Below are 22059 nucleotides of genomic sequence, written 5' to 3'. Positions count from 1 at the left end.
GGAATTCGATCATGGAAGACACCACTACTTCAGCGGTTTACGGAAAGCTATTTCCTGACCAAGTCTCCGACAGATGCTCCTCCGATGCACTTGAGGCCAATAACGGTCCCATTGCCTACCTGCACGCGCTGTATCAGATGGCGTTAGGTGTTGAAGCGAATGGCGATCCCCAAAGCAGGATTACTCTCGCCGGGAGGAGGCCGGATATCGGTGAGCGAGTGCTTGATCAAGGCAGCCTTTTATCGGCGGCTTACGCCCAGCAGTCTCAATCACGCATGGCTGAGTTATCAAAAAGCACTCAAGCTAATCGGTTCGCTGCCAGAGCGGGTTTCAGTATCGCGATGGGTTGCTGACGCGCTCAAGAATATACAAAGCTGGTCATTTCGGACGCGCAGTAACGAGCGGATTATTAATGCACGAAAAACGGTGGAGCAAAGACTGTTCAATCTTCGCCACGGGCTGACCATTGACGGCAGGATATTACCCGCCATCGACTGGCAAACCGAAGGCACAGATGGTCTCAGCATCACCCAGCGCAACGTCGATCATGTGATGAGCACCTCCAACAATGATCGAGCTCCAGTGGAAATGGAGAATGCCTATCTGCATAGTCGGGAGCGCCGCCTGACGATCAAAAAGACCATCGACATGAAAGGCAAGCAAACGGATGCTGCATGGCTCGCCACGATAAGCGGCTTGGCCGCCACGCCTATTACCCTGGAGCTCAAGGCTGTCGATTTCGACAAAAACTACCCAGGTCATTATCAGCGTCAACTCAAGCACGTTTCTATCTCTTTCGTCATGACGTCGAGTAGTGGCATGGACGTGGAAAACATCAGTGCCATTCTGACTCAAGTACACAGCACAACGCTGGTCGAACCCACTGAAGAGGGGCTGGGTTATCTCTACAACGCGACAAAAGCGCCGCCGGAAATCAAGCGCGATTTGCGCGCTAACCAGCAAATCGCATTGTCGTCTCAAGTCGCTGATGATGGATTGGGACTAGGCAAGGATGGCTGGATGTATGAGCTGGTGTTCCATGACGGCCGTTACTTACCATTTGAAGGTACGGGTGCCATTTCCCGCTGGGAACTGAGTTTTCCGGACGCTGAATTTGCGAGGTCACTCATCAGCGCCGACAAGAAAACCGCTCTCGTAAAAAACATCCAGATTCACCTTGTTTATACAGCTGTAGATGGAGGCAAGGAATTCACTGAAAAAGTGAAAGCCATTATGCCAACCTGACAGTTGGCATCAGCGACTTAAAGCAGCTGTTAGCTGGAAGACCTATGAAATCCCCCAAACGAAACTTGCTGGGGGATTTCTATCACAGGAAATTTATAACTTTATAGCGGAGTGAAGCTGCCCTCCACTCCAGCAACCTGGGAGTCAAGAAAGTTCTATAGTTAGACACATTCGCGATTACTGTTATAGCGACAGGCGATAGCCGTAGCTAATCCACTGCTTTATATAGCCTTTAGCAAATAGCACTTCGTCTGGCATTTCTACAGATCGCGTCACCCGCGTCTACCCTGAGTATTAGTTGCGATCCCGCAATCCAATCCCGCGTGTACAGGAATACGATCATGGACGACACAACCACTACAGCCGTGTTCAGAGAGCTCTTTCCCGAACAAGTCGCCGATAAATGCTCCTCCGATGCATTAGAGGCCAATAACAGCCCGCTTGCCTATCTTCACGCGCTTTACCACCAGGCACTAGAGCTTGAAAAGCTTGGCGACGCCGCTACTCAGATCAGGCTCGCCACACGGCGCCCGGATATAGGCGAGCGGGTACTTGATGAAGGCAGTCTTGAAACCCACATACCCGAGCTGACCCTGGTCATTGAGGCGATGACACGTGAGGCAAAACTCCACGTAGGGGACAAAACCGTCCTGTCAGAGAGAATCGCCAACGCACAGTACCCTGTGCAGTTACCCTTTCATTATCCCCTTGATCAAATCAACGCCGTACTTAGCGTTAGACAGTCCTCCCTGTTCAATCTGTTACAGCAGACTGATTACGCCTACCCCAACTTCGTTTACGGAAACCTACGAACCGATCAACTGCGTAATATCATGCGCAAAGCCACCGGATTCAGTCCCTCACTGCAAGCGTTATTGCTGGAAAAAAACGACAGCACGGTTGCCGACTTTTTGCTAAAGCGCTACGGCGTGACAGGCACTGGGGAGCACGCGCTGGAACGATTGAGTGATGTCGAATTTCTTGCGCGGCAAACAGGGTTGAAGCCGGAAGACATTGTTGATTTGCTCGCTGTGTCCGGCGTAGCAGACGAGGGCCAGGAGGCATTTACCGCTGTTAAAAAGTCACGCGCCTACTTGCCAGCCGGTAAGAACACGGCGCCGATCGCGGGACACATTTTCGGCGCAGCGTTTATCAATAACGCCACTGCCCCCGCCCTTACGCTGCAAGACACGTTAAGCGGAGCAGGTATCTCACTGCGAGTCAAAGGCGCCAATGCGGACCACCTCGGCCGCATCCACAAAATCATTCACCTGCAACACGCCCTGCAGTTGCCCTACTCGGAAGTAGATCTTTTGGTCATGGCCGCGCTGCGCGCGGAAGGTCAGACCAAAGACTTCACCATTACGGAAAACACCCTCAGGGCATTGGGCGTATTCAAACACCTGCGAAATGAATATCAGATTACTGCCGAGCAATTCGCGGCGCTGATAGATGAGGTGACGCCTTATGCCGTAGGTGAAACCGAGCCGTTTCTCAATAGAGTTCTTGATGGCCCAGGGGCAGGCACGCTGGCAGAAATCGATACGCCGCTGGTCCTCGATGCACGGGTGTTTGAACTACCCACGACCACGGGCGCCGAGAATGCTGCGCCAAATCCGGTGATCGCTGAACTCTGCAGAGCGTTGGCGCTTGAAGAGAACGTGGCAATTCTATATCTGAATCAGATCAAACGGACGTTGGGCGTGAAACAGCATGCCCTGACGCTTGGGGTCTTTTCTTCGTTATACCGTCTTACTCGATTGCCGCGACTTCTGCGCCTGGGCATGAACGAAGGCGCCAGCCTGATCGCGCTGCTCGACGCCGCTAACCCTCAGGTCATGGCACAACTGGCTGGCAAACCGGTGATTGCCAGCGATGAAAAGACGACCGACGTCCTCGATGTATTGATTGGCCTTGCGAATCTCGATAACTGGCTGCGCGACCACAGCATCAAGCCGACCGCGCTTTTGAGTTGGCTCACCCCCTACCCCACCAACATACCCGCCAGCCTTAAATCGTATTTCGGTTTGGATGCGCGCATCCAACGCACCGTTCTTGACGCTGTCCCGCGAATCAAATCGTCACTGGTCACCGAGTCGGGCCTCGCTCAGACCGCTGGGGCGGGCGTAATGCTCATATCGGGTTCATGGCTGGACACGCTGTCCGCGTACATTGACAGCAGCGGCCTTATTAAATCGTTTGCCCTGGAGACCTCCGCGGCCCTTGCCAGTCAGTTGACCGAGGCGATGGTAGGCAAAGTTGCTAGTACTTCCGGCCTGCTCATAGCCAAAGCCAATTTGGTGGAGATAGCTGATAGTCTTGGGTCGCTTATACAAAACGCAGTGATCGCCCAAGAAGATGCGGTAAAGCACATCATTGGCACAGCGTTTGGTAAATCGAACGATGTCCTGGCCCTGAAGCCTGAACATGCTCTGCCATTGTTGCAGTGGGTGAGCGTCTCGCGCCTTGAGCTCCTCGCTGGAATCCTCAAAGCAGAACCCGGTCCACCAGAGCAATCCGGTGCGACAGCAAATGGCCTTGATGTCGCGCTATGGAGCAATCTCGCTCGCCATGCGCAGGTGATCAAGCATTTCAAGTTGAGCGCCGCAGGCTTGAGCGCGCTGCTGAATAAACCCGAATGGTTTTCGCTTGAACAAACCACGCGGGATAACACGGCGCCATCAACAGTGCTGCCTGTGTTGAATCTCGATCTGTGCTACCAGATCGGGCATTACCACGACTGGGTGTCCAAATGTGAAGAAAATGGTTTTGAAGAGAAAGATGCGCTGGCCTTCTTCGGCAACATTCCAGCCGCCGACGATACCGAGGCAATCGTCGCTTCGTCCCAGCGATTAGGAAAATTGACGGGCTGGTCCCAGAGAGAAGCCTTGTCGCTGATGTCTTCGTTGCAAAAAGTGAAAGAACATCCGTTGGAAGCAAGTCTATCGTCAGAACAGCCAGTGAAGGCCGTCGCCACATTTGATGACTTCCTGAAATTGCTCAAACCTGCTGAGAAAGCGCTCTACGATCGCTGGGAGCAAAGGCCCAGAGGCGCAATGGCCGAATTGCTTAATTTGTACATGTTGGAAAACAGAACATCGAGCGGAGGCACAGAGGCTGACATTGAACGCGGAATGTACGACAAATTCAAAACATTCATGAGCGATAACCCGGCGCCTCTGCGAGTGTTTGCGAGCCAATATCTGCCAGAAACGAATCCTACCCTGTGGAAAGAAATGGAGCTATATCAAAGAAATAAATCTCCGCTGACCTTGAAGAAATATGACCCGGAAAGTTTGGAGCCTGGGTTAGGAAAGCTTGAGCCTCAAGTGGCATCAGGTCTGAAAAGCACCTTAAGCGACATTGATTACGTGCTGAGATCACAGCGCCTTTGCAATTTGACGAAACTGCCGTTCCGTTCAGTTCTGAACATGTACAGGCTTGACAGGAGCTCGGCATTTGATGCGTATCGAAATACCGCACAACTGTTACTGGGTGCATGTAGCGAGAAGGAGTCAGCGTCGGTCCAGTCACTTTTGCAGGAAAAGTGGCGTGATGCATTGGCGGGTTACCTGCTAGGACATTGGGCGCCCTCCACTGAGGCTACTAAAAAGCGCATTAATTCGTTCGATGACCTGTCCAACTATTTTCTGACAGATATCTTGGTCAGCTCAGCTGCCACTACCCGCGTTGCCATTAAGCATATTGCCAGTCTGCAGCATTATTTGCACAGGCTGTTTGCCCGTCTGGAACCCGGCTATGTGAATGGCGCTATTCCGGAAGCCGCCTCGACGGTGTGGCGAGAGTACATGAGTGAATATGGACTATGGAAAATCTGGAAAACTCAGATCAACCACCCGGAAAATTTGATTTATTACGCAAACCGGCCAAATAAAACCGCCGCATTCCAATCCCTGGAAGTCGAGCTCAACCAAGGCAAGCTTGATCCTGCACTACTGCAAACTGCCATTACCAGCTACCTGACTAAGTTTGAACAGACCAGCAACCTGCAGGTTGTTAGCGGGTATCTGGACGGTGTAGATCCTAAAAACGACACTTATCATTTTATTGGCAAAACCAACACGTCGCCCCCTGAGTACTACTGGCGTTCGGTAGACATGGGCCTGCGTGATGACAAAGAACGCTTGAGCCCGCTGGCCTGGACGGAGTGGGAAAAGATTAGCGTCGCACCTGGTGGCCAAATCACACAAAGCAGCTACAGAGAGACAACAAGCGACAAGAAGACCATCAAACACACTTGTGACACGATCCGCCCGGTGATGATCGAGGGGCGGCCTTATGTGTTTTGGGTCGAGCGCGGGACGGTAGGCCTTCCCAGCGCCGATGAGAAAAACCAGACGCCTACCAAGTTCAAGAAGCTGACTGTTCAGTACATTTACAAACAAAGCGATGGTTTTTGGTCACCGCCTAATGAGTTGATGAGCCTAGATGGAACAAAAGATGGCAAGCGGCTTGATGACATGGTGGACGACGAATCGAGCTCAGCGAAAAACAAACCAAAAATCCCAAACCCATACCTCAAAGATGACACATACGAGCCAGGGCTGATTGCGCTGGTTAACGTGGAAGGAGAGCGGGCTAAAGATCCGTGGTTAACAGTGATGCTGTACGACTGCGCGAGGCCCTCTGAAACGGCGATGAGTCCCGGAAAGCTTGATAGCGACTACTTCATTCAGTCGCGAGACCTGTTACTCATAGATAAAAAAACCTTCCTCACAGCAGACCTAGAGAGAGTCAGCCTTGATATTTATTCCTGTAATCGCGACATCAGGGCGATTCAGTATCCCTACGGCATTGAGCGCATCATCATAAAATCCACAAGAACAAGTGAGATAGACTATATAGCAAATGCGCATTGGAACACTGCTGACCACCACGCAGCCAAATTACCGGATATTTTTGAGGGACAATACGATTACACTACAAAGCTTGAAGGACCGTTGAGCGCGATAATAAATGATTATTGGTTTCAAGCATCCCCTCCCAACACGATGACGGTGAGCTTCAACAAAAAAACCGCTGACCGCATGACGATCACGAGCGAATATCGGAAAAAAATATTCGATAAAAAAATTACCCCTACATTACTTTCCTGCAACGTAGCCTGGCAGGGGATTATGAGCGGCGCCCGCGCCTCAATCAATTATCAAGAGTCCAACATTTCGCCTTTTTCAAAGCCGTCACATGTAGTGTCACTGACCATTGTTTCTAGTGAGACAGCCCCTCCCAAGCTGGGATATTCCTTGCTCGTCGATGGAGTTGAAAAGATTTCGCTTCTAGAGGCAGCTCAAAAAAGCAGCAAGACTGGTCTATGGACATATTCGCTTAAAATAGACAACGCCGAGAATTTAATTGACGACAGTTTTAAAATAGTCTGCGCCTTTGCCAAACAAACAATTTCAGCCCCCCTGCAGCTGACTGTTAATCCAGAGGCATATGCAGACGTAACGCTAAATCTCGTATTTACGGAACGCGCCAAATCTAATTCCGAGGTGCTGGAGGTAGACCTTAAATCTAGGACTGCCCATGCCAATGGGCACGTTATTCTTTCATGCGACGTCAATTTGGGAACTCTGGGACCGAGGGACTTCGCGATTCGTGCACTGATACGTAACCAAGAAGTCAGCAAGTCTCACTTCTTTTGGTCATTAGAACAGATGAGAGCCTCCGAAAAATGGGACATCTCAATCAAGCGGAACGAGCAACAGGCCCAATATCTCGATCTGAACGCCGTTGCCGATCAATCCCCAACATTTCCTACCAACACCATTCGGCTCAACACCCTGTTCGGTAAGCAACTCGTTGCCCGTGCATCGCGCAGTGTGGAACGGGCGTTGGAGTGGGACGCGCAGTTAATCAAAGAACCCACAATCGATCTCGCCATTCCCAACCCGTCGGTTGATTTTCACGGCGCCAACGGCATCTATTTTCGGGAGTTGTTTCTCCACTTGCCGAATCTTGTTGCAACGCGCCTGAGTGAACAACAGCAGTTCGACGAAGCGGAACGCTGGTTCACCGATTATTTGTTCGACCCGTTCCGCACGCTCCGGGACGAAAAACAACGTCCGCCCTTCTGGAACACCCGTCCCCTCGCTGATGTGGGGACAGGTACCTCAGAGTTGCAAAAGGTGGTGAGCCCCACGACCAGAGCTTTCATTCTGTCGCGATACAACCGGCAAGCGGTGTTCCTTTCGATGGTGGAAAACTGGCAGCGGCAGGGCGACCATTTTTACCGTCAACTCACCCCGAGCACGCTCAATCACGCTTGGCTAAGCTATCAAAAAGCGCTGAAGCTGATCGGGCCGTTACCAGAGCGCACGGCGGTGTCGCGTTGGGTGCCTACCGCACTGAGCCAACTGGAAGGCTCGGCATTCCGTACGCCGATCAATGAACGGGTTATAGAAACGCGGAAAATAATCGAACATCGCCTGTTCAATCTACGCCACGGCCTGACGCTGGACGGAAAACTGCTGCCGGTCATGGACTGGCGCACAGAAGGCACAGACCCTTTCGGGTTCGCCCAACGAGGCATCGGTCATCTCATCAGCAGCTACAACAGCGACCGCATGCAAATACCGGCCTACCGGTTCAGGCAGTTGATCCCCATGGCCCGTGCAGCGGTGCAGCAACTTCAGGACATGGGTCGGCATTACATGAAGCTGATGGAGGATGAGTTCAACACTTCCCTTTCCGTGCTGCTAAAACAGCAGGAGATCAGAATCTCTGATTTCACATTAAGACTTAAGCAGGAGGCAATCAGCTCGGTCAAGGCCAAGAAGGAAACGTTACTGATAAGCAAGCAGATAGCGACTTTCAAGAAGAATCACTACACCAACCTGATTGAAGTTGGGCGGTCTGCAAGGGAGGAGGCGGCAACAGGCCTGCAGTGGACGGCGGCAATACTGGAAAACACTTCAATGCCGCCAAAGCTTCTTGCCAGTGCAATCAAGGCCGTGGTGCCGAACATCTATGGCTTGGCAGTCGGCGGAAATGAACCTTCAAAAACCATTGACACGTTCTCTGAGTTGGCTGAAATCGGTGCTAAAGCCTCCAAGTATCTTGCAGACAAACTCCTTGTTGAAGCGGGCTACGAACGCCGGGCTAACGGATGGACATTCGAACAGGGCCTCGCAGCGTTGGATATTAAATCCATCGACCTGCAGCTGAAGGAGACCAATATCGAACTAAACGCAGCCACCTTATCTATGGACGAGGCCCGTACCCATCGCAAAAACCTCGAAGAAGCCCACGTGGCCATGACAACCGGCTTCACCATCATCCCCATCTACAACTGGCTCGTCGCCCGTCAGGAACTGCTCTACGCACCAGCCTATGACGCCGTTTTGTCGTTGTGCCTGAGCGCCGAAGCCGCCTGGCGTTACGAGATCGGCGATTACAAACGACCTGCGTTTGTCAAGACCAGCGCATGGATCGACTCCTACAAAGGCATGCTGGCGGGCGAGTCGTTGCTGGTCGATTTACAGGAAATGGAAAATGCGTACCTGCAAAGCAATGAGCGTCGCTTGACGATCAGAAAAACGATCAATATCTGGGAGGCGCAGACTGATACAGGTCTCAAGATCCTTAAGGGGCTGAAGAGCACCCCTCTGACATGCGACATTAAATCCGCCGACTTCGATCGGAGCTATCCTGGCCATTACCTGCGGCAGCTCAAGCACGTATCGGTTTCGTTCGTAATGGCTACCGAAGCTCGCGATACCATGAAAGAGGTCAGCGCGATTCTGACCCAAACCGACAGCACGACGCTGATCGAGCCTGTCAAAGATGGCGCTGAGTATCTCTACGGGCTAGCCACCAAACCACCTGCCAGCGTTAAACGTAATTTACGAGCGCAACAGCAAATTGCCCTATCGTCAGGCACTGCCGATGACGGATTGGGTTTCGGGCCCGGGGATTGGGTGTATGAACTGATGTTCCACGATGGCCGGTATTTGCCATTCGAAGGCACGGGTGCGATATCGCGCTGGCAGCTGAGCTTTCCTGACGAACAGTTCGTCAGGTCATTGGTCAACGATGATAAAGCACTCGTCAAAAGCATCCAGCTTCATATGGTCTACACCGCAGTAGACGGCGGCAAGGAATTCACTGACACCGTGAAAACGCTGCGAGACAAGCCGTAACCGCAACAAGCGCCACGTCGGGGTCATGATCATTTCATGGCCTTCGACGATTACCTGGATTCAGCCCACCTCCGTGGGCTGAACACGTATTAACCCCGCCGCGCCACCAGCAAAAACGACGCCGCACTCGCCAACAATCCCGAGCACAAACGATTGAACAGCCGCTTGCCACTTGGCTGCGCAAACAGCCGACGCGCATGCACCCCCATCCAGCAATAAAGCGCGATGGCGATACATTCCAGCACCAGAAACATCGCCCCCAATTGTGCGAACTGAGTAGTGACTACGCCGGAGCGGTCGACGAATTGCGGCAGAAACGCCGTAAACAACAGAATGGCTTTGGGGTTACCGATGGCGACCAGAAACTCCTGACGTGCCAGCCTCGTCACGCCAGCCGGCTCGCCAGCTTCGACATCGTGCGCCTCGCATGGCGCTCGCCACAGTTGTAACGCCAGATAGAACAGATACGCCGCCCCCACAATCTTGATCGTATGAAACAGCCACTCGGACGTATGCAGCACCGCTGTAAGCCCGACTGCGGCCAGCGCAATCATGATTGCGAATGCCAGCAACCGACCAAGCCCGCCGGTGCAGGCGCGGCCAAACCCATAACGCGACGCGTTGCTGATCGAGAGCAGGTTATTCGGGCCCGGCGCCATGTTCAGGGCGAAACAGGCGGGGATGAACAGAGCGAGGGTCGACAGGTCCATGGCGGTGTCTCTTCCAGTAGCCAGGTGAAACATCATTTTGCACTCGTCACCAGCCTGCTCAAGACACAGCTAGGCCGGGAAACCGCGCCTGGCTGTACCGGTGCGAGACAAACGCGGTAACCAAGGGGCGATGAAACGCCCATCGAGAAAACCTAGCCTTGCAGTCCCTCCCCGGCAAGGACGCTCCGATGCTGCCCCTCCTCCGCGCGATGACCTGCGCTTTGATCGCCCTCGTTTCCATCACAGCCAAGGCCACCTCTTGCCCCGACTGGCCACCGGCCAAAGCCCGAAGCGAAATCCTCGCGCTGCAAAGCCAGATCACCCAATGGGACGATAGTTATCACCGCCAGGGCGTCTCGCTGGTGGCCGATGAGCTGTACGACCAATCCGTGCAGCGGCTCGCCGATCTGCGCGGTTGTTTCGCCGCGACGCCAGCCTCGCCCTTGAACCCGCTGAAAACCGCGCGCGGTCCCGTTGCCCATCCCATCCCTCACACCGGCCTGACCAAATTACCGGGTGAGGCCGCCGTTCAGGCGTGGCTTGAAGGCCGAAGCGATCTATGGATTCAGCCGAAGGTAGACGGCGTGGCGGTCACGCTGGTGTATGTCGACGGCAAACTGGTGAGCGCCATCAGCCGGGGCGACGGGGTTTTCGGCCAGGATTGGACGGGGCATGCCCACCAGATCGAAGCGATCCCTCGCCATCTCGCGTGGGAAAAGACGGTGATCCTCCAGGGTGAGCTGTATTGGAAACTGACAGATCACGTTCAGGCGGCCGCCGGCAGTCTGAACGCTCGAAGCAAAGTGGCCGGGTTGCTGGCGCGTCACGCGATCAGTGAGGAGGAAGGTGCGCAGATTGGCTTGTTCGTCTGGGACTGGCCGGAAGGTCCGGCGGCCATGACCGAGCGACTGGCAGGGCTGAGAGCCATGGGTTTCGAGGACAGCGTGCGCTTCAGTGAGCCGTTGGAGGGCTTCACTCAGGCAAAGAACTGGCGCGAGCACTGGTACCGTTCGCCGCTCCCGTTTGCCACCGATGGCGTAGTCATTCGCCAGGGCGAGCGTCCATCAGCTGAGCGCTGGCAGGCGAAAGCGCCTTACTGGGTCGCGGCCTGGAAGTACCCGTTTGCGCAGGCGCTGGCCGAGGTGCGCAAGGTTCATTTCAACGTCGGGCGCAGTGGCAAGATCACGCCCGTGCTGGACATCGAACCGGTGCGCCTGGATGACCGGATGATCGCCCGCATCAGCGTGGGCTCGCTTAAGCGCTGGCAGGAAATGGACATTCGGCCTGGCGATCAGGTCGCGATCAGCCTCGCCGGCCTGACGATTCCGCGTCTGGATGAGGTGATATCACGCAGCGTTGATCGTGCGCCGCTGGATGTGCCGCGAGCGGAGGATTTTCATTCGCTGAGTTGCTGGCAGCCCGTTGAGGGCTGCGAAAGTCAGTTCCGTGAACGGTTGAAATGGTTGAGTGGGAAGAAGGGGTTGGCGCTCAACGGCGTAGGACCGGGCACGTGGGATAAGTTGATTCAGGCAGGACAATTAAACGGTTTACTGGACTGGATGACCCTCGACAGTGCGCAGCTTGCTAACATTCCCGGTCTGGGCGAACGCACCAGCGCTAAACTGCTGACAAGTTTCCAGGGCGCACGAGAAAAGCCGTTTGTCGTCTGGCTCAAGGCCATCGGTTTGCCGCCGGCTACAGGCGTTGATCTGGGTGAGTCCTGGGCGGCCCTGGCCTCACGAAGTGTGGAGGAATGGCAAATCGAACCTGGTATTGGCTCGGGACGTGCGCAGCAACTGCATGCATTTTTCCGAGACCCGCAGGTGCAGGCTTTGAGCAAGCAATTGCGGGACGGAGGCATCAAAGGTTTTTAGTCTTTTTAGGGCCACATGATTGTGTCGAGCGTATGGCTATTTGTATTCAAGGAGTATTCATGAAATTCCTGTTATCCCTTTTTGCATTCACTGCGTGCGGATTTCTGGCCGCGCCGGTGTTTGCAGCCGAGCAGGCGCCGGAGCCGTCCGGATGCGCCGCCAAGCGCCAGGACATCACCACTCAGCTCGAAAACGCCAAGGCTGCTGGCAATACCAATCGGCAGGCAGGGCTGGAAAAAGCGTTGAGTGAAGTGAACGCGAACTGCACCGACGCCGACTTGCTCAAGCAGCAGGAGCAGAAGGTGCTGGATGCCAAGCGCGAAGTCAGCCGTCGTCAGGCGGATTTGAACAAGGCGATGAGCAAGGGCGATCCCGAGAAAATCGACAAGCGTAAAGACAAGCTGGCCGAGTCCCGCAAGGAGTTGCAGGAAGAGCAGGAGAAGCTGGAAAACGTCAAGCCGGACGAGGATGACGATTAAGCGCAATTACTGCTTTCTGGAGGAGCGAGCTGCCCGGGAAGTGGCGTTCAGTCCCAAATATTCAGCGACTGTACTGGCCTCTTCGTGAGCAAGCTCACTCCCACAGGTCGCGTGTTTGCTGCCACATCGCGTCAACTTAGAAATAATGAGCGGTCAGACAGAGACGCCAAACAGCGCGATCACCAACCCCATCCCGACGATCCAGGCCAGCGAACGCAACGCCGCAAGATCCGCCAGATAGAAGATGATGTAGAGCAGGCGACTCGTCACGAACAGCACGGCGAGTACGTCGATCGTCACCAACTGCGCCACACCGGCGACGTGGGCGATGATCACGCCAGCGGCAAACCCGGGAATCGCTTCAAAACTATTGAGCTGCGCGTTGTGGGCGCGGCGCGGGAGGCCTTCGAGGCGGTCGAGAAAGTCCCGGGGATCATGATTGTGCCGTGCACTGAATTTGCCGCTGCTGAACTTGGCAATGCCAGCGCACCCTATCGGCAACAGAATCACGATCAACACACACCAAAACGCTACGGTCATACCTGCATCCTTTTTAGAATTTGAGCTTCATCAGAAGCATCCCGGCCAACACTGTCTACAGGCTAAGAGCCACGGCCCGCCGAAAGGTTCTTACAGGTAACGCATGCAATCGTAGGACCGGCTTCAGCCGGGAAGGCGTCGCCCGCCACACCACAAATTTGATAGCGCACACACCGGCCCCTTCCCGGCTAAAGCGGGTCCTACAGAGAACAACCTGCGCGCAGTTTGTTCGCCGTTACTGCCACCGCCATCCCGATTGGCTAAGATGCCAGCCACGCGGCCGACCTCGGCTGTATCTCGTTGCCCAGGAGCCTGCATGTCCAGCGAAGAAGACGCCACCCTCAGTGGCGCAGCGCCGATGATTCCCGATCAGCGTCGGGAGTTGATGCTGCGTCAGTTGCGCAAGCATCAGGTGCTGAGCGTGCATCAGCTCATGGAAATGTTCGACTGCTCGCACATGACCGTTCGCCGCGACATTGCGCTGCTTGAGCAAAGTGGCCGTGCCTATTCGGTGACCGGCGGGGTGCGCATCGCCAGCCAGGTGCACAGCGAGCCCAGCCACCAGTCCAAGGCGGTGGTCGAGCTGCCCCACAAGCAGGCGATGGCGAAACTGGCCGCCAGCCTGCTGCACCCTGAGATGACCGTGTACCTCGACGCCGGCACCAGCACGCTGGAAATCGTCCCGTACATCGTCGCACTGGCGGGCATGACCGTGGTCACCAACGATTTTGGCGTGGTCAACGCCCTCGCCGATGCGACCCATGTGGATGTGATTCACACCGGCGGGCTGCTGGATCACCCGAACCGATCCTGTGTCGGCGGGCTGGCAGCGGCGACGCTGCGGCAATTGGCAACCGACGTGGCGTTCATGTCGACCAGTTCGTGGGATCTGCAGCGGGGTACCACGACGCCGTCCGCGCTAAAGGTTGAGGTCAAGCAGGCGGCGATGCAGTCAGCGTCGCGCACGGTTTTGCTGACGACCAGTACGAAATACGGCACGTTCGGCATGTACAAAGTCGCCGGCCTGGAGCAGTTCGACACGATCATCAGCGACGACCGCCTCGCCCACGGCGCAGCGGACAGCATTCGCGGGCTGGGGGTTGAGTTGATGTTGGCGTCGGTGGGTAAGGCCGAGCTCTCCCGACGCTGACATCCCTGCTGTGGGAGTGAGCTTGCTCGCGAAAGCGGTATTTCAGCCGCTGAAGATGCGGCGGATGCGGTGGATGCGGTGGATGCGGTGGATGCGCCTGCTGCTTCGCGAGCAAGCTCGCTCCCACAGTTGTGTACCGACAGATACATCCCACCCCATAAACCGTGCACCCAAGCCTTGGCAGCCAGCCAGGGCTTTTTTATGTGCGACCACATTGATGTTAATTTTTGTTAACTAAAAAAAGCACTTCACATTATCCGATCACAGGTTCACTATCTTTAACAGATCAGAACAAACACCGTTCGAGTGCTGATGAACTTCGGCGCTCACCCGAGGAGAGATTCATGAATAACAAGAATGTCGGCGTCATTGGTCTGGGTGCGATGGGCCTGGGCATTGCGCGCTCCCTGCTGCGCAGCGGCTTCAACGTTCATGCCTGTGACGTGCGCGCGGCCGTCACCGAGCAATTTGCCAGCGAAGGCGGCGTTGCCTGTGAATCTCCTGCGAGCATGGCCGCTGCCTGCGACGTGATCCTCACCGTCGTGGTCAACGCCGAGCAGACCGAAACCGTATTGTTCGGCGACAGCGGAGCAGTCGCCGCCCTGCGTCCGGGCAGCCTGATCATCGGTTGCGCCACGGTTGCACCGACCTTCGCTATCGAACTGGGTCAACGCCTCACCGAAAAAGGCCTGCTCTACCTCGACGCGCCGATCTCCGGCGGCGCGGCCAAGGCAGCTGCTGGCGAGATGACGATGATGACCTCCGGCCCGGCTGATTCTTACGCCAAGGCCGACGCGATCCTCAACGGCATGGCGGGCAAGGTCTATCGCCTGGGCGACGTCCACGGCTTGGGCTCGAAAGTCAAAATCATCAATCAGTTGCTGGCGGGCGTACATATCGCCGCCAGCGCCGAAGCCATGGCACTGGGCCTGCGCGAAGGCGTCGATGCCGATGCGCTGTACGAAGTGATCACCAACAGCGCCGGTAACTCGTGGATGTTCGAGAACCGCGTGCCGCACATTCTCAAGGCGGACTACACGCCGTTGTCGGCCGTGGACATCTTCGTCAAAGACTTGGGTCTGGTACTCGATACCGCCCGCGCCAGCAAATTCCCGCTGCCGCTGTCGTCCACCGCCCACCAGATGTTCATGCAAGCCTCTACCGCTGGCTTTGGTCGCGAGGATGATTCTGCCGTGATCAAGATTTTCCCGGGCATCGAACTGCCGACCGCCAAGCCTGAAAACAACTGAGATGACGCTGATGAGCACTACGACTCCGCGCCCTCTGTTGGGCTGCATCGCCGATGACTTCACCGGCGCCACCGATTTGGCCAACATGCTGGTGCGGGGCGGCATGCGCACCGTGCAAAGCATTGGCATCCCGAGCGCCGAAAGCCTGGCCGAACTGGACGCCGACGCCATCGTTATCGCGCTGAAATCGCGCACCACGCCGGCTGCAGAAGCGGTTGAGGAATCCCTCGCCGCGCTGCAGTGGCTGCGTGAGCAGGGCTGCGAGCAGATCTTCTTCAAATACTGCTCGACGTTCGATTCCACCGCCAAAGGCAACATCGGCCAGGTCAGCGAAGCGCTGCTCAAGGCGCTGAACAGCGACTTCACCCTGGCTTGCCCGGCGTTCCCGGAGAACGGTCGCACGATTTTCCGTGGCCATCTGTTTGTGCAGGACCAACTGCTCAGCGAATGTGGCATGCAAAACCACCCGCTTACGCCGATGACCGATGCCAATCTGGTGCGCGTGCTGCAATCGCAAACCACGCAGAAAGTTGGCCTGCTGCGTTATGACAGCATCGCCAAAGGCGTCGACGGCGTGCGTGCGCGCATCAAAGAGTTACGTGCAGACGGCGTGGTCATGGCGATTGCCGACGCGCTGTCTGACGCTGACCTGTACACCCTCGGCGAAGCTTGCGCCGACCTGCCGCTGCTCACCGGTGGCTCGGGTCTGGCGCTGGGTCTGCCGGGCAATCTCCGTAAAGCGGGCAAGCTGCGTGACATTGATGCCGCGAAGCTTGAGCACGTTGACGGCGGCGAAGTCGTATTGGCGGGCAGCGCATCGGTGGCTACCAACGGCCAGGTTGCCGCCTGGCTTGAGGCTAACCGGCCGGCTCTGCGCATCGATCCATTGGCACTCGCTGAAGGCAAACCGGTGGTGGCAGACGCATTGGCGTTCGCCCGCGATGCCGGGGAAACCGTGCTGATCTACGCCACCAGCAGCCCGGAAGAAGTCAAAGCCGTGCAGCAAAAACTTGGCGTTGAACGTGCTGGCGCGTTGGTCGAAGACGCCCTCGGGCAGATCGCTCGCGGCCTGCTGGACGCTGGCGTGAAACGCTTTGTGGTCGCCGGCGGCGAAACCTCCGGAGCTGTGGTTCAGGCCTTGGGTGTGAGCCTGCTGAAGATCGGCGCGCAGATCGACCCGGGTGTTCCAGCGACCATCAGCAGCGGCGCGAAGCCTCTGGCCCTGGCGCTGAAGTCAGGGAATTTCGGCGGTCGTGACTTTTTCGACAAGGCCCTCAAGCAGCTGGCAGGAGGTGCCCAATGAGCAACGTAACCGGCCCTTCAGTGAGCGCCGAAAACAAGCAGCGTGAAGAAATCTGCACCATCGGCCGTCTGCTGTTCGGACGCGGCTACACCGTCGGCACCGCAGGCAACATCAGCGCGCGCCTTGACGACGGCTGGCTGATTACGCCAACCGACGCATGCCTGGGGCGCCTCGATCCTGATGCCATCGCCAAGGTCAATCTGGCCGGCGAATGGGTGTCCGGCGATAAGCCGTCGAAGACATTGGCCCTGCATCGCCAGGTCTACGACCGCAATCCCGGCGTTGGCGGCGTGGTGCACACCCACTCGACGCATCTGGTCGCGCTGACACTGGCCGGCGTCTGGAAACCCGACGACATCCTCCCGCCGATCACCCCGTATCAGGTGATGAAGGTCGGGCACATTCCCTTGATTGCCTACGAGCGCCCCGGCTCGCCGAACGTCGCTGAACAAGTGGCGAAACTGGCGAACAGCGTGCGCGGCGTGATGCTCGAACGACTCGGCCCGGTGATCTGGGAAAGCTCGGTCGCCAAGGCTTCTTATGCGCTGGAAGAGCTGGAGGAGACCGCACGCCTCTGGCTGATGAGCAACCCCAAACCTGAACCGCTGGACGCAGCGGCTCTGGAAGAACTGCGCCAGACGTTCGGCGTGAATTGGTAACCCCAGCGGCGTTTTGATCGAAAACCGGCCTGCCGGTTTCGGCGGACCGGCTTGGCCGGAAAACAATAACAACGGGACACAACATGACTCCTCTATTGCTCATGATCATCGCCGGAGCCGGCATTGCGCTGTTGCTGCTTCTGGTCCTGAAATACAAGTTTCAACCGTTCGTGGCGCTGATGCTGGTCAGCATTATCGTGGCGCTGGTGGCCGGGGTTAAACCGGGCGATCTGGTAGCGACCATCGAAGGCGGCATGGGCAAAACCCTCGGCCACATCGCGATCATCATCGCCCTTGGCGCCATGATCGGCCGCATCATCGAACTGTCCGGCGGCGCCGAGGCGCTGGCCAAGACCCTGATCAACCGCTTCGGCAACCGGCGCACGCCGCTGGCCCTGACCGTGGCGGGTTTCATGGTCGGTATTCCAGTGTTCTTCGAAGTCGGCGTGATCATCCTCATGCCACTGGCCTACGGCGTCGCCCGCGCTGCTCGTAAGCCATTGCTGGTTTATGCGCTGCCGATGTGCGCTGCGCTGTTGTCGGTACACGCCTTCCTGCCACCGCATCCGGGTGCTGTTGCAGCCGCCGGCCAGCTGGGCGCGGACTTGGGTCGCGTGTTGATGTTCGGGCTGCCGATGGTGGGGATTCTGTGCCTGATCGGTTACCTGATCGCTGGGCGCATGACCCGCAGGGTCTACCCGATGACCGACGATATCCGCAGCGAAGTGTACGGCTCCCACGTCACCAACGACGACCTGGTGGCTTGGGCCAATAACGATTACTCGCGAGTGTCTGAAGCGACCCACACCAAAGAGCTGGGCCTGGAAGAAAACGCCAGCAGCCTGGCGGCACGCCTGCCAAAAGCGCCGGCGCCGGGGGCGGGCATCATCATCGCGCTGATTCTGCTGCCGATCATTTTGATTCTGCTGGGCACGCTGGCGACCACGATGTTGCCGGCCGACACAATGCTGCGCAACGTGCTGACCGTTCTCGGCGCGCCGCTGGTGGCACTGCTGATCGACACGCTGCTGTGCGCCTGGTTGCTGGGCTCGCGCCGTGGTTGGAGCCGCAATCAGGTATCCGACGTCGTGGGTTCGGCATTGCCCGGCGTGGCAATGGTGATTTTGATTGCGGGCGCAGGCGGCGTGTTTGGCAAGGTGCTGGTGGATACCGGTATCGGCGCGGTCGTGTCCGAAGCGCTGCGCAACACCGGCCTGCCGGTTCTCGCACTGGGCTTTCTGCTGACGCTGCTGTTGCGTGCCGTGCAGGGCTCGACCACAGTGGCGCTGGTGACCACGGCCGGCATTCTCAGCCCGCTGATCGCCACGCTGAACCTGAGCGCCAACCACATGGCCCTGCTCTGTCTGGCCATGGGCGGTGGCGGTCTGGCGATGTCGCACATCAACGACGCCGGTTACTGGATGTTCACCAAACTGGCGGGCCTCAACGTTGCCGACGGCCTGCGCACCTGGACCTTTCTGGTGACCATTCTGGGCACCCTCGGTTTCTTGATGACGCTGCTGCTCTGGCCCTTCGTCTAACGGCTTCAATTAGGAGATAACCATGCCTCGCTTCGCTGCCAACCTCAGCATGATGTATCCGCAACACGACTTTCTGGCGCGTTTCTCGGCTGCGGCGAGTGACGGTTTCAGGGGCGTGGAGTACCTGTTTCCGTATGACTTCAAGGCCGAGGAAATCAAGCTGCGTCTGGACGACTTCGGCCTGACCCAGGCGCTGTTCAACGCCCCGCCCGGCGACTTCACCAAGGGCGAGCGAGGCATTGCTTCGTTGCCGGGCCGGGAGAGTGAATTCCGCGACGGTTTCCAGAAAGCGCTGGACTACGCAGCGGTGCTGGGCAATGACCGGATTCACGTCATGGCCGGCCTGCTGCCCAGTGAAGACCTGCGCCAGAAGCATCACGCGGTGTACCTGGAAAACCTGAGCTTCGCCGCACAACAGGCGGCAAAGGTCGGGCTGACGGTGTTGATCGAGCCGATCAACACCCGGGACATTCCGGGCTTCTTCCTCAATCGTCAGGATCAGGGTCAGGCGGTGCTTAAAGAAGTCGGCGCCGACAATCTGCGGGTGCAGTTCGACTGCTATCACTGCCAGATCGTCGAGGGCGACGTCACCAGCAAACTGCGCCGCGACTTCGCCGGCATCGGCCACATCCAGATCGCGGGTGTGCCGGACCGCCATGAGCCGAGCGTGGGGGAAGTGAATTACCCGTGGCTGTTCGAAGAAATCGACCGCCTGGGCTACACCGGCTGGGTCGGCTGCGAGTACCGCCCGAAAGGCGATACCAGCGAAGGCCTGCAGTGGCTGCGGGACTGGCAGGCGCGTGATCCGGCATAACCGGCACCCTCTTTTTACTGTAGGAGTGAGCTTGCTCGCGATGCGTCAGACAGGCGAAGATTCTTCGCCTGACACACTGCAATCGCGAGCAAGCTCACTCCTACGGGTTATGCCTTGATCAAGAATCCTCTTCCGTTGCGCGATCACTCGTTGATGACATCTTCCTTGAACTGATCTTTCACGTAGGTGATCTCGGTCTTGCCGTGGGGTGCCGGCAGGCCGTCTTCGCCCAGGTTCACGAAGACCATTTTCTCGACCGTGAGAATGCTCTTGCGGGTGATCTTGTTGCGCACCTGGCAGGTCAGGGTGATGGAGGTGCGGCCAAATTCGGTGGCGGTAATCCCCAGTTCGATGATGTCCCCCTGACGCGAGGCGCTGACAAAGTTGATCTCGGAAATGTACTTGGTCACGACGCGCTGATTGCCCAACTGGACAATGGCGTAGATGGCCGCTTCTTCGTCGATCCAGCGCAACAGGCTGCCGCCGAATAACGTGCCGTTGGGGTTGAGGTCTTCGGGTTTTACCCATTTGCGGGTGTGAAAGTTCATGGGGGCTCCGGGGTGTTTGGGAGACGGTGGTGGATGTGCCCCAGCTTCAAGCTTCAAGCCTGAAGCTGCAAGTTAAAAGCAGGTCCGCTGTTGTTTACCGCTTGCCGCTTGCAGCTTGCCACTTGCAGCTCAAAGAAAGATAATCGCCACCGCTTCAAAAACGGTCATCACACCTTGTGACCGTTTTCCCGCCACCTGTCCGAGGGGCGCTGCAGCAGGTTAGACCTGTCAGGCTCGGAGAGGGCGTTGTTTGATCAGGCTTCCCGCCGATCAAGCTTTAAACGCACAACGGCGCCCATTCGCACCCTACGAATGGAGACTCTTTATGAGTGCTGTACTGACGCCCAACGATTTCAACGACTACAAAGTCGCCGACATGTCCCTGGCTGCCTGGGGCCGTCGCGAAACCATCATCGCCGAATCCGAAATGCCAGCCCTGATGGGCCTGCGTCGCAAGTACGCTGGCGAACAACCGCTCAAGGGCGCGAAGATTCTCGGCTGCATCCACATGACCATTCAGACTGCCGTGCTGATCGAAACCCTGGTTGCCCTGGGTGCCGAAGTACGCTGGTCGTCCTGCAACATCTTCTCGACTCAGGATCAGGCCGCTGCCGCCATCGCTGCTGCCGGCATTCCGGTTTTCGCCTGGAAAGGCGAGACCGAAGCCGAGTACGAGTGGTGCCTGGAGCAGACCATCCTCAAGGACGGTCAGCCATGGGACGCCAACATGATCCTCGACGACGGCGGCGACCTGACCGAGCTGCTGCACAAGAAATACCCGGCCATCCTGGACCGCGTCCACGGCGTGACCGAAGAGACCACCACGGGCGTTCACCGCCTGCTGGACATGTTGGCCAAGGGCGAACTGAAGATCCCTGCGATCAACGTCAACGACTCGGTCACCAAGAGCAAGAACGACAACAAGTACGGCTGCCGTCACAGCCTGAACGACGCCATCAAGCGCGGCACCGACCACCTGTTGTCCGGCAAGCAAGCGCTGGTCATCGGCTACGGTGACGTGGGCAAGGGTTCGGCTCAGTCGCTGCGTCAGGAAGGCATGATCGTCAAGGTCACCGAAGTCGACCCGATCTGCGCCATGCAAGCCTGCATGGACGGTTTCGAACTGGTTTCGCCTTTCATCGACGGCGAGAACGACGGCACCGAAGCGAGCATCGACAAAGCACTGCTGGGCAAGATCGACCTGATCGTTACCACCACCGGCAACGTCAACGTCTGCGACGCCAACATGCTCAAGGCGCTGAAAAAACGCGCAGTGGTCTGCAACATCGGTCACTTCGACAACGAAATCGACACGGCTTTCATGCGCAAGAACTGGGCATGGGAAGAAGTGAAGCCGCAAGTGCACAAGATCCACCGCACCGGCGCTGGCCAGTTTGACCCGCAGAACGACGACTACCTGATCCTGCTGGCCGAAGGCCGTCTGGTGAACCTGGGCAACGCAACCGGTCACCCGAGCCGCATCATGGACGGCTCGTTCGCCAACCAGGTGCTGGCGCAGATCTTCCTGTTCAACCAGAAGTACGCTGACCTGAGCCCTGCTCAGAAAGCCGAGCGTCTGACCGTTGAAGTGTTGCCGAAGAAGCTGGACGAAGAAGTGGCCCTGGAAATGGTACGCGGCTTCGGCGGCGTCGTGACCAAGCTGACCAAGACCCAGGCCGACTATATCGGCGTGACCGTCGAAGGTCCGTTCAAGCCGCACGCTTATCGCTACTAAGCAGTAAGCGGCAAGCTTCAAGCTTCAAGCGGCAAGTAAAGGCATCACC

General features: G+C 57.1%; 14 protein-coding genes and 1 riboswitch. Of the genes, 11 read left to right on the top strand and 3 right to left on the bottom strand.

All coding sequences use genetic code 11. The annotated features are described in order from the left end of the window. Positions 1 to 159: 159 nt before the first annotated feature. A complete protein-coding gene (locus tag JN403_RS06155) occupies positions 160 to 1245 on the top strand; it encodes a hypothetical protein (RefSeq protein ID WP_240356826.1) in 1086 nt (361 codons plus the stop codon). Between the two features lie 341 nt (positions 1246 to 1586). Then, a complete protein-coding gene (locus tag JN403_RS06150; RefSeq protein ID WP_205486184.1) occupies positions 1587 to 9407 on the top strand; it encodes a Tc toxin subunit A in 7821 nt (2606 codons plus the stop codon). A gap of 89 nt (positions 9408 to 9496) precedes the next feature. On the opposite strand, the gene JN403_RS06145 is transcribed toward JN403_RS06150, so the two are convergent. Further along, a complete protein-coding gene (locus JN403_RS06145; RefSeq protein ID WP_205487241.1) occupies positions 9497 to 10117 on the bottom strand; it encodes a LysE family translocator in 621 nt (206 codons plus the stop codon). A 188-nt stretch (positions 10118 to 10305) separates the two neighbouring features. Between JN403_RS06145 and ligB the strand changes: the two genes are divergently transcribed. Next, positions 10306 to 11991 carry an NAD-dependent DNA ligase LigB gene (gene ligB / locus JN403_RS06140; protein ID WP_205486183.1) on the top strand — a complete coding sequence of 562 codons (1686 nt, stop codon included), beginning with the start codon at positions 10306 to 10308 and terminating at the stop codon, positions 11989 to 11991. A 59-nt stretch (positions 11992 to 12050) separates the two neighbouring features. Next, complete coding sequence (locus tag JN403_RS06135) at positions 12051 to 12470, top strand: DUF1090 domain-containing protein (RefSeq protein WP_205486181.1); 420 nt, start codon at positions 12051 to 12053, stop codon at positions 12468 to 12470. 153 nt (positions 12471 to 12623) lie between these two features. Here the strand turns inward: JN403_RS06135 and JN403_RS06130 are convergent, their stop codons facing one another. After that, complete coding sequence (locus tag JN403_RS06130; RefSeq protein WP_074886691.1) at positions 12624 to 13010, bottom strand: MAPEG family protein; 387 nt, start codon at positions 13008 to 13010, stop codon at positions 12624 to 12626. A 316-nt stretch (positions 13011 to 13326) separates the two neighbouring features. Here JN403_RS06130 and JN403_RS06125 point away from each other — a divergent pair, with 316 nt between their 5' ends. The 6 genes from JN403_RS06125 to otnI all read left to right on the top strand — a co-directional run bounded on the left by JN403_RS06125 (position 13327) and on the right by otnI (position 19727). Next, a complete protein-coding gene (locus tag JN403_RS06125; RefSeq protein ID WP_205486179.1) occupies positions 13327 to 14160 on the top strand; it encodes a DeoR/GlpR family DNA-binding transcription regulator in 834 nt (277 codons plus the stop codon). A 227-nt stretch (positions 14161 to 14387) separates the two neighbouring features. Further along, positions 14388 to 15410 carry an L-threonate dehydrogenase gene (ltnD, locus tag JN403_RS06120; protein WP_275900178.1) on the top strand — a complete coding sequence of 341 codons (1023 nt, stop codon included), beginning with the start codon at positions 14388 to 14390 and terminating at the stop codon, positions 15408 to 15410. Between the two features lie 10 nt (positions 15411 to 15420). Next, positions 15421 to 16713, top strand: coding sequence for a 3-oxo-tetronate kinase (otnK, locus tag JN403_RS06115; protein ID WP_205486176.1), 1293 nt, complete (start codon positions 15421 to 15423; stop codon positions 16711 to 16713). Beyond that, positions 16710 to 17372, top strand: coding sequence for an aldolase (locus JN403_RS06110; RefSeq protein WP_205486174.1), 663 nt, complete (start codon positions 16710 to 16712; stop codon positions 17370 to 17372). Before otnK ends, JN403_RS06110 begins: the two co-directional genes overlap by 4 nt. A gap of 83 nt (positions 17373 to 17455) precedes the next feature. Continuing rightward, positions 17456 to 18913, top strand: a complete 1458-nt coding sequence (locus JN403_RS06105; protein WP_205486167.1) for an SLC13 family permease — start codon at positions 17456 to 17458, stop codon at positions 18911 to 18913. A gap of 22 nt (positions 18914 to 18935) precedes the next feature. Further along, positions 18936 to 19727: a 2-oxo-tetronate isomerase gene (gene otnI / locus JN403_RS06100; protein ID WP_205486158.1), complete on the top strand. Its 792-nt coding sequence runs from the start codon at positions 18936 to 18938 to the stop codon at positions 19725 to 19727. Between the two features lie 143 nt (positions 19728 to 19870). Here otnI and JN403_RS06095 read toward each other — a convergent pair whose 3' ends face one another. After that, positions 19871 to 20275 carry a hotdog domain-containing protein gene (locus tag JN403_RS06095; protein WP_133775566.1) on the bottom strand — a complete coding sequence of 135 codons (405 nt, stop codon included), beginning with the start codon at positions 20273 to 20275 and terminating at the stop codon, positions 19871 to 19873. Between the two features lie 195 nt (positions 20276 to 20470). Further along, positions 20471 to 20579, top strand: a riboswitch (S-adenosyl-L-homocysteine riboswitch). 21 nt (positions 20580 to 20600) lie between these two features. Here JN403_RS06095 and ahcY point away from each other — a divergent pair. Further along, positions 20601 to 22010, top strand: a complete 1410-nt coding sequence (gene ahcY / locus JN403_RS06090; protein ID WP_108121059.1) for an adenosylhomocysteinase — start codon at positions 20601 to 20603, stop codon at positions 22008 to 22010. The last annotated feature ends 49 nt before the right edge of the window (positions 22011 to 22059 follow it).

Origin of the sequence: Pseudomonas sp. 15A4 (assembly GCF_016925575.1) — a bacterium.
In the GTDB taxonomy this organism is placed as follows: domain Bacteria; phylum Pseudomonadota; class Gammaproteobacteria; order Pseudomonadales; family Pseudomonadaceae; genus Aquipseudomonas.
Note: the sequence above shows the minus strand (reverse complement) of the source record. Positions and strands in the feature narration are given on the sequence as shown.